Below are 8,492 nucleotides of genomic sequence, written 5' to 3' on the forward strand. Positions count from 1 at the left end.
AAGCGAGTTGCGCTACCGGCTGATTGCCGAGAACTCGACCGACATTATTGTGGTCACTACCCTTAAGGGCCGATTCGACTACCTCAGTCCCGGAGTCCGCCGGGTCGGACACGAGCCAGCGGACCTGATCGGCCGCTCGGCCGTCGAGATGGTCCATCCGGACGATATTGACCTCTTAAACGGTGTTTTCGCCCGACTACTGACGCAGGTATCTTTCCCGGAGACTGTGGAACGGGTGCGCTGGCGGGGGCGCCACGGCAAGACCGGAGACTGGGTCTGGATGGAATCCAGCCCGGGCCTGATGCGCGACCCCGAAACCGGTGAACCGAGAGGCTTCATCGATCTCGTCAGGGACATATCAAATCAGGTTCGCCAGGAGGCAGAACTGGCGCAAGCGCAGGCGCAGGCCGCCCGCGCTGCGGAAGCGCTGCGCCAGAGCGAGGCGCGATACCGGATGATCGCCGAGAATACCTCTGACATCATCGTCATGTCGGACCGCAACGCCAGGATCACCTTTATAAGTCCATCGATCAGCCAGCTTGGCATCGATCCAGCCACGATGCTGGGCGGAACATTCGTCGGCAAGATCCACCATGAAGACGGGGTCCGGATGTGGGGCATCCTTCAGGCCCAGACGCCCGCCGATGCCGGTGAGAAGATTCGCTGGCGTTGCCGCCATCAGGTCACTGGCGAATGGGTCTGGATGGAGTCGATGCCCAAACGGCTCTGGGATCCTGAGACCGGCGAGCCGCTTGGGTACGTGGACGTGGTTAGAAACGTCAGTCTGCAGGTGGAGCAGGAGGAGGCGCTCGCGACCGCGAGGGCCGACGCTGAGGCAGCCTTGCAGGTAAAGTCACAGTTCCTGGCGAACATGAGCCACGAGATCCGGACGCCGCTGACCGCCGTGCTTGGTTACAGCGACATGCTGGCGACGATGACCGATCTGGACGCGCACGCCCAGACCTATGCGCGTCGGATCTCCAGCGCAGGCTCCGCCTTGCTGGCGATCATCAACGACATCCTGGACTTCTCCAAGCTTGAGGCCGGTATGGTCGACGTGCGGCCGCAGCCGACCGACGTCGCCCGCATCATCGATGACACCCTGGTCCTTTTCGAAGGGCGGGCCGCAGAGAAGGGCCTGGCGCTGTCCCAGACCATCGCGCCTGACGTCCCTCAGGGCGTCCTGCTGGATGGGGATCGCTTGCGCCAGATACTGGTCAATCTGACCGGCAACGCCGTGAAATTCACCGACAGTGGTCAGGTCTCGATCCGGGTGGACGCCATGGAAGGCGGGCAGTCCCTGCGTTTTGAGGTCGAGGATACCGGACCGGGCCTGGACGCGGCGCAGTGCGCCAGACTGTTCCAGCGGTTCAGCCAGATTGACGGATCGCTCACCCGCCGCCACGGCGGCACAGGCCTCGGACTGGCGATCTGCAAGGGGCTGGCCGAGGCGATGGGCGGATCGATCGGCGTGATCAGCCAACCCGGGAAGGGATCGGTCTTCCATCTGACCCTGCCGCTGCAGGCGGCGGAACTGGATGAAGTCGCGCCGGCGGAGGCCGAAGCCATTTCCTTCGCAGGCCGCCGGGTGCTGGTGGTGGACGACAACGCCACAAATCGTGAGTTGGCCCGGCGCATTCTTGAAATGTTTGAGTTCGAGATTTCCGAAGCCGATGGCGGCGACTCGGCTCTGGACCGGCTGCTTCAATTACCGTTCGATCTGGTCCTGCTGGATGTGCGGATGCCCGACCTCGACGGCCGCGAGGTGTTGACCCGCCTGCGGGCGAACGCAGGGCCAAATCGCCGCACGCCCGTGCTGGCCTTCACGGCAGACGCCGAAGCCGGACATGGAAACAGCCTCGACGCCTTCGACGGGATTGTCCGCAAGCCCATGGACACCATGGGGCTGGTGGCGGAAATCGCGCGCGCGATCGCCGCTGACGCCGGCGAGCCCGCCGCCGGGACGAACGCGTCTTTCGCCTGAGGGTCCTCTTATGATTGGCGTGGGCTGCGGGCGGAAAACCGGTTCCCACCTTTCCTCAACCCGCTCTGACGCGCGGGCCTTGCCGGGCGCAGCCGGACAGGGGATGTTCGGCGCAAACGCTGTTCAGGGGATGGAATATGGAAACGGGATCAGCCTGGCAGGGCCTGGCCGGCGTCGAGATTGACGCTGAGGCGTTCATCCATCCGACGGCCCAGATCTATGGCCATGTTCAGGTCTCCGCCGGGGCGTCGATCTGGCCGAATGTGGTGATCCGCGCTGAATCCTATTCGGTTCGCATCGGGCGCGGGACGAACATCCAGGACTTCGTGATGATCCACTTCGGCGCCGGAAGCCCCACGATCGTCGGCGAGGATTGCTCGATCACCCATCACTGCACATTGCACGGATGCCGGATCGGCGATCGTGTGCTGGTCGGAATCGGGTCGACGATCATGGATGGCTGCGAGATCGGCGATAACAGCATCATCGCCGGCCACGCCTTCCTGAAGGAGGGCACGATCATCCCGCCCAACTCCATCGTCATGGGCGCGCCGGGCAAGGTGGTTCGCGAGCGCGACAACAGTGCGGCCAACGCCTTCAATGCGTGGATGTATCACCAGAACGCCATCGCCTATTCGAACGGAGACTACCGTTTCTGGGACAGTGAGGTGTTCAAGGCGGCGGCTGCGATTGAACGCGCGCGGCTGGCGGCGCTCTACGGCTAGCCGCCGCCCATCCCGGCTCAGGTTTCAACGTGCCAAGCAGATCAACAATCAGCATGACTTGACAATTCGATAGTTCTAGAAATATAGAATAATGAAGAATCGTAACGGAGATTTCCATGAAGCGGCTTCATCTGCATGTCAGCGTCCCTGAACTGGCCCCCTCGATCCAGTTCTACGAAACCCTGTTCGGCGCGCCGCCCAGCGTCGTGAAGGATGACTACGCCAAGTGGATGCTGGACGATCCTCTGGTGAACTTCGCGATCTCGCAGCGCGGGGCAGTGGCAGGCGTGGAGCACGTCGGCATTCAGGTGGACTCCGCCGCCGAACTGGACGTTCTGGCCACCCGGCTCAAGGCGGCAGGGGAGGTGACGTTCGACCAGGAAGCCGCCATCTGCTGCTATGCGCAGTCGGACAAGAGCTGGGTCACCGATCCGGCCGGCGTGCGCTGGGAAACCTTCTACACCTTTGGCGAGGCCACGTCGTATGGCGAGGATCGCGAGGTCGCCAAGGCGGCGGCGCCGACCGCCTGCTGTGGTCCGGCGGCGGTGGTCGTGGAGCCGGTGAAGGCTTCGGCGTGCTGCTGATGCAGCCTTCAGCGGCGGTTCTGGCCATGTCGGCGCTGGCGCACGAAGGGCGACTGGCGATCTTCCGCCTGCTTGTGCAGGCCGGACCTGAAGGCCTGGCGGCGGGCGATGTTGCGCGCGCCGCGGGTATGCTGCCGAATACGCTCTCGACCAACCTGAACATCCTGAGCGGCGCGGCGCTGATCGCGTCGCGTCGCGAGGGTCGCTCGATCATCTATATGGCGGCCTACGACCAGATGCGCGACCTGCTGGCTTTCCTGATGGAGGACTGCTGCGCGGGCCGACCCGAGGTGTGTGCGCCGCTGCGGACATTGGCCGCGTCGACCTGCGCCAACGAAATCGGGGTCTGCTGATGTCTACGCCGCTGAACGTCCTGTTCCTGTGTACGGGTAATTCCGCCCGTTCGATCCTGGCAGAAGCGCTGATGAACCGGCTGGGGCAGGGGCGGTTTCAGGCCCATTCGGCGGGATCAATGCCCAAGGGACAGGTCAATCCTCATTCCCTGCCGCTGGTGCGCGAACTGGGTTTCGAGGCTGCGGATTTTCGGTCCAAGTCGTGGGATGAGTTCGCGGCCCCCGGGGCGCCCGGGATCGATTTCGTGATCACCGTCTGCGACAACGCCGCAGGTGAGGTCTGCCCGATCTGGCCGGGCGGGCCGATGACCGCCCACTGGGGTATTCCCGATCCTGCGGAGGCCACGGGGTCGGACGAAGAGATCGCCGTCGCGTTCCGTCAGGCGGCCCGCAGGCTGAGCGACCGCATCGAGCTGTTGCTGGCCTTGCCATTGGACGCTCTGGATCGTGTGTCGCTACAGCGCGAGCTGAGCGCCATTGGAACCCTCGCGGACACCGCAACCGCATGAGCGATCCCGCGCGGCGGTGCGTGGCGGAGGGCCTGGGCACGGCGCTGCTGCTGACGGTGGTGGTGGGCTCCGGCGTGATGGGCGAGTCCCTGGCCGGCGGAAACACCGCCATCGCCCTGCTTGGCAATACCCTGGCGACGGGCGCGGCGCTCGTGGTGCTGATCACCGTCTTCGGGCCGATCTCGGGCGCGCATTTCAACCCCGTGGTTTCGATGGTTTTTGCGCTGAGGCGGGAACTGTCCACAGGCATGGCGATCGCCTATGTCGCCGCGCAGGTCGCCGGCGCCGTGCTGGGCGTGTGGGCCGCGCATGCGATGTTTGCCGAACCGGTCCTGCAGGTTTCGGAGAAGCTGCGGGACGGTCCGGCCCAGGCCTGGTCTGAAGGGGTGGCGACCTTCGGCCTGGTGGCGACGATCCTGGGCGTGTCGCAGGCACGGGCCGAGTTCACGGCGACGGCCGTGGGGCTCTACATCACGGCGGCTTACTGGTTTACGGCCTCGACCTCGTTCGCCAATCCGGCCGTGACCATAGCGCGGACATTGAGCGACACGTTCGCCGGCATAGCGCCGCAGTCCGCGCCAGCCTTCATCGCCGCCCAGATCGCGGGGGCCCTGTTGGCCATGACGGTCATGACCTGGCTGCTGAAGCCGAAGACCTGATCGGTTACTCCGCCGCCATCGGCAGGATCACCGCCTCGCGACCGCCGCGCACGAGGCCGCCGGGCAGGGCGCCGGTGTGGACGCCACCCTCGAAGGTGACCTGGCCGGACTTGATCGTGAAGCTGTAGCCTTCGGTACGCTGCACAAGGCGGCGGCCGCCGGCCGGGAGGTCATTGATCGACTCTGGACGGAACAGGCGTAGCGTCTCGAAATCGATGATGTTCACGTCGGCCAGCAGGCCCGGCTTCAACTGGCCGCGGTCGTTCAGGCCATAGGCCTGGGCGGTGTCGCTGGTCAGCTTGCGCACCAGGAATTCCAGCGGGAACTGCTCGCCCTTGGTGCGGTCGCGACCCCAGTAGGGGAGGATGAAGGTGGGCATGCCGGCGTCGGCGATGACCCCGCAGTGGGCGCCGCCGTCGGAGAGACCGAACAGCACATTGGGGTGCTGCATGTTCTTGCGGAAGAAGTCGAAGTTGTAGGTCACGTAGCCGCCGAGCGGCTGGTAGAACAGCTCCTGACCGGCGTCGCGCAGCAGCAGATCGTACATCATTTCCAGCGCCGAGACGCCGGCGGTCTCGGCCATGCCGGCGACGCTCTGCTCGCGGTCGGGCTCATAGTTCGGCCGCTCGCCCAGCGGGAAGATCCGCCACAGCAGGCTGCCGGACCCCAGGGATGTGGCCAGGGACGCATCGCTGGGCGAGGTTCCGATGGCCGCGCGTATCAGCGGGCTGTCTTCGGACAGGATCGCGGCGCGGATCTCCGGTTGGGCCATCAGGGCCAGCCGTTCGGCCAGGGCCAGGGGGGCGACCTTGTCCCGGAAGGTGGGGCTCGCCACGAAGACGTGGAAGTTCGAGGTCAGGCCGTGAAGGATCCCGGTTGGCCGGCCGGCGATCTGGGGGCGAATGTCCATGCCCTCGGCGCGGGATTCCTCAGCGATGTTGTACATCTTGTTGCCTTCGTAGGCCTGGGCGGAGGTGGCGACGAGCGTGACCGGCAGACCGGTCTGCTCGGCGAAGCCCTTGACCCATTTCCACTCGTCGTCGTCCCCCAGGTGATCGGAGACCATCTCGAAGACGCCGTGGCGCAGGCCCTTCATGGACAGGCCGAGCGCCAGCATCTCGTCCGATCCCGCGAAGGTGCCGGGCATGTAGACGCCCTTCAAGTCCTTGTGCAGCAGGGTGCGGGAGGTGGAGAAACCGAGCGCGCCGGCCTCGACGCCTTCGCGCACGATGGCGGCCATCTGCGCGATCTCATCGGCGTTGGGCACATAGTCGGTGTTGCAGCGGTCGCCGAGCACATAGGCCCGCACGGGCGCGTGCGGGACATGGGTGCCGATATCGATGGCGCGCGGCTTGGCCTCCAGTGCGTCGAGATACTCCGGGAAGCTCTCCCACTGCCAGTCGATGCCCTCATGCAGGGCCGCGCCGGGGATGTCCTCGACGCCTTCCATCAGCTCGATGAGGAAGTTGTGCGCGTCAGGGCGAACGGGCGCGAAGCCGACGCCGCAATTGCCCATGATGGCGGTGGTTACGCCGTGCCAGCTGGAGGGGGCCAGCAGCGCGTCCCAGGTCGCCTGGCCATCGTAGTGGGTATGGATGTCGACCCAGCCGGGGGTGACGATCTGGCCGGCGGCGTCGATCTCGCGCCGCGCCGCGCCGTCGACCTTGCCTACCTGGACGATGCGGTCGCCCTGGATGGCGACATCGCCCACGAAGGGCGTCTCGCCTGTGCCGTCGACGATAGTGCCGTTGCGGATGATCAGGTCGTACATGGCGGTCCTCCTGGCGCTGTCGTCGCGCACTTCAGCGCACGATACTGCGCCGCCGTAGGGGAAACACCAGCGATTTCAGAAGGGGCCCTGCGCGCAGTCTAGCGGACCGCCACCACTTCGATTTCCGCGCCGTTGAGCAGCGCCAGGTCGCCCACCGCCTTGCCCCTCAGCGCAGCGGACAGTGGCGAGGCATAGGAAATACTGCCCATGGCGGGGTCGGCCTCATCCTCGCCGACGATACGGAAGGTCTGGCGGCGCCCGTCTTCGCGTTCGACCTCGACGGTGCAGCCGAACTGAACCACGCCGGTCTGATCCTCAGGCTCCGTGAGCTGGGCCGAGGCGCGGCGGGACGACCAGTAACGCAAGTCACGGGTGGCGCGGGCCATGGCGGTGCGGTCAGCGCTGATGCCGCCATCGGCCTGGGCGGCCGCGTATGCGGCGCGCGCCTGGGCCAGTTCTGCCTCGATCGCCGCCAGGCCCGTCGCGGTGACCAGGTTTGGGTGCGGCGATACGGGGCGATCCGGGAGGTTGGCCGCCTGGGCCTCGTAGTCTTCTTCCCGGGTAAACGCGACGGCCATGGCGGCAACTCTACATGAACACGACGGTATCAGCGACTGCCGACGCGGTCAGGTGTCCACGTATTCCTCTATGGTGCCGAGGCTGGCTTCAAAATCCTGAAGAATATCAATGAGCTGTATAGCATCTGCATGCAGGGGCATGCCGGTGCTGAACTGATAGCGCCAGTAGGTTGAAATGTGGCTGATCAAGCCGCAACCCTCGCCCAGGGACAGGAACATCTCCGGTGACTTGAGCAGGAAATCGCGGAAGGCGATGGCGTTCCCATGGCTGGTGAGTTGGGCGAAGATTTCATCATAGACGCTCAGATGCCCCATGACCGTCTTGACCTGTCGTTCCATCTTGGACCGCAAGCGCATCTTCGTTTCGTCGAGTTCCCTGAGTGTAGCGGCGTCAACGGCGCCGACGACGCGCACCTTGCTGAGTTCCGCGAACACTTCCCTGATATCGGGCCAGAGGCTGTTGAGGACCCATTTGTAGTAGAGGAAGCCCTTCCAGGCGAAGATGCCTTCCTTGTAGTTCTCGGGCGTCAGCCGGAGTGTCAGCCGCAGCGGCTCCAGACGTGCGTCCATCTGCGAGGACAGCAGGGCTTCGACCAGACGTGCGGTGTTGGCTTCCGTACCGCCGTGGTGATCCCTGTAGGCGAGATCGATCAGCTTGGTGATTTCGGTACCGACGAAGCGCTGCATGCGCACCAGATCGGCGGCCGAGATTTCGAAGTGGGACGGGCTGATGCTAAAGCCGCGTCGCTTCATGTGCTCGCGCAGCAGGAAGGGGTCGAGCGAGGGCAGTTCGTCGATAGCTTCCATGGCGGCGATGTCACGTGGCAAGTCGGGCGCTTCACCGCGCAGCTCATCGAGCACGTCAGTCCAGCCGCGCTCGCCCACAAATATCGAGCGACCGCCGAGGCCGAGATCTGATCTGCTGAAAGGTATGATCAATTTGGTGGCGCTGAAGCGGTGGCGGTCGAAGGCCTCCATCTCCCGGCCGCGCAGCCGATGGCGAATAATCACGGCGCCGTTCAGACTGCTGGCGATGAAGAATGGCAGCTTCTGATGCTCGGCGACGTCGGCGTTGCGAATGCCCAGGGCAGCGAGATTCAGGACGCGGCTGGTCGATGCCGTCTTCTCGAGACCGCGGAGGCTCCGGAATGTTCGATCAATGGCCTTGGCCAAACCAGTACGCTCCAAACTTGCTCAGCGCGGCATCCCGTCCTTGTCTGACGATGACGATGACGATGAGCCTTTGTGACACTTTCCAAACTCCGGAAGCACGATTCGTAACGGATGTTCACTATAGGAGTGTGAACAACGGATGTTCACTATAAGAGT

Annotated in this window: 9 protein-coding genes; 6 read left to right on the forward strand and 3 right to left on the reverse strand. The window is 64.7% G+C overall.

Going from position 1 to position 8,492, the window contains the following annotated elements; genetic code table 11:
- From ACIQ42_RS12465 to ACIQ42_RS12490, 6 genes are all read left to right on the forward strand, one after another.
- The coding region (locus ACIQ42_RS12465) for a PAS domain S-box protein (protein WP_397422513.1) at positions 1-1,984 on the forward strand (1,984 nt) is incomplete at its 5' end.
- A gap of 137 nt (positions 1,985-2,121) precedes the next feature.
- Positions 2,122-2,709 carry a gamma carbonic anhydrase family protein gene (locus ACIQ42_RS12470; RefSeq protein ID WP_397422515.1) on the forward strand — a complete coding sequence of 196 codons (588 nt, stop codon included), beginning with the start codon at positions 2,122-2,124 and terminating at the stop codon, positions 2,707-2,709.
- A gap of 116 nt (positions 2,710-2,825) precedes the next feature.
- Positions 2,826-3,293, forward strand: a complete 468-nt coding sequence (locus tag ACIQ42_RS12475) for an ArsI/CadI family heavy metal resistance metalloenzyme (protein ID WP_397422516.1) — start codon at positions 2,826-2,828, stop codon at positions 3,291-3,293.
- On the forward strand, positions 3,293-3,646 hold the full coding sequence (locus tag ACIQ42_RS12480) for an ArsR/SmtB family transcription factor (RefSeq protein WP_397422517.1): 354 nt from the start codon (positions 3,293-3,295) through the stop codon (positions 3,644-3,646). The genes ACIQ42_RS12475 and ACIQ42_RS12480 overlap by 1 nt, the downstream gene beginning before the upstream one ends.
- Positions 3,646-4,155 (forward strand): arsenate reductase ArsC, encoded by a 510-nt coding sequence (locus ACIQ42_RS12485; RefSeq protein ID WP_397422518.1) that lies wholly within the window; start codon positions 3,646-3,648, stop codon positions 4,153-4,155. The genes ACIQ42_RS12480 and ACIQ42_RS12485 overlap by 1 nt, the downstream gene beginning before the upstream one ends.
- Positions 4,152-4,814, forward strand: coding sequence for an MIP/aquaporin family protein (locus tag ACIQ42_RS12490; RefSeq protein WP_397422519.1), 663 nt, complete (start codon positions 4,152-4,154; stop codon positions 4,812-4,814). The genes ACIQ42_RS12485 and ACIQ42_RS12490 overlap by 4 nt, the downstream gene beginning before the upstream one ends.
- Positions 4,815-4,818: 4 nt before the next feature.
- On the opposite strand, the gene ACIQ42_RS12495 is transcribed toward ACIQ42_RS12490, so the two are convergent.
- From ACIQ42_RS12495 to ACIQ42_RS12505, 3 genes are all read right to left on the reverse strand, one after another.
- Positions 4,819-6,585, reverse strand: a complete 1,767-nt coding sequence (locus tag ACIQ42_RS12495; RefSeq protein ID WP_397422521.1) for an amidohydrolase family protein — start codon at positions 6,583-6,585, stop codon at positions 4,819-4,821.
- A gap of 98 nt (positions 6,586-6,683) precedes the next feature.
- The gene (greA, locus tag ACIQ42_RS12500; protein WP_397422522.1) at positions 6,684-7,163 is read right to left on the reverse strand and encodes a transcription elongation factor GreA; all 480 of its coding nucleotides are present in this window, start codon (positions 7,161-7,163) and stop codon (positions 6,684-6,686) included.
- Positions 7,164-7,211: 48 nt separating this feature from the next.
- A complete protein-coding gene (locus ACIQ42_RS12505) occupies positions 7,212-8,336 on the reverse strand; it encodes a hypothetical protein (RefSeq protein ID WP_397422523.1) in 1,125 nt (374 codons plus the stop codon).
- Positions 8,337-8,492 lie beyond the last annotated feature (156 nt).

This window comes from Phenylobacterium sp., from assembly GCF_044372605.1.
Taxonomy (GTDB): Bacteria; Pseudomonadota; Alphaproteobacteria; order Caulobacterales; family Caulobacteraceae; genus Phenylobacterium.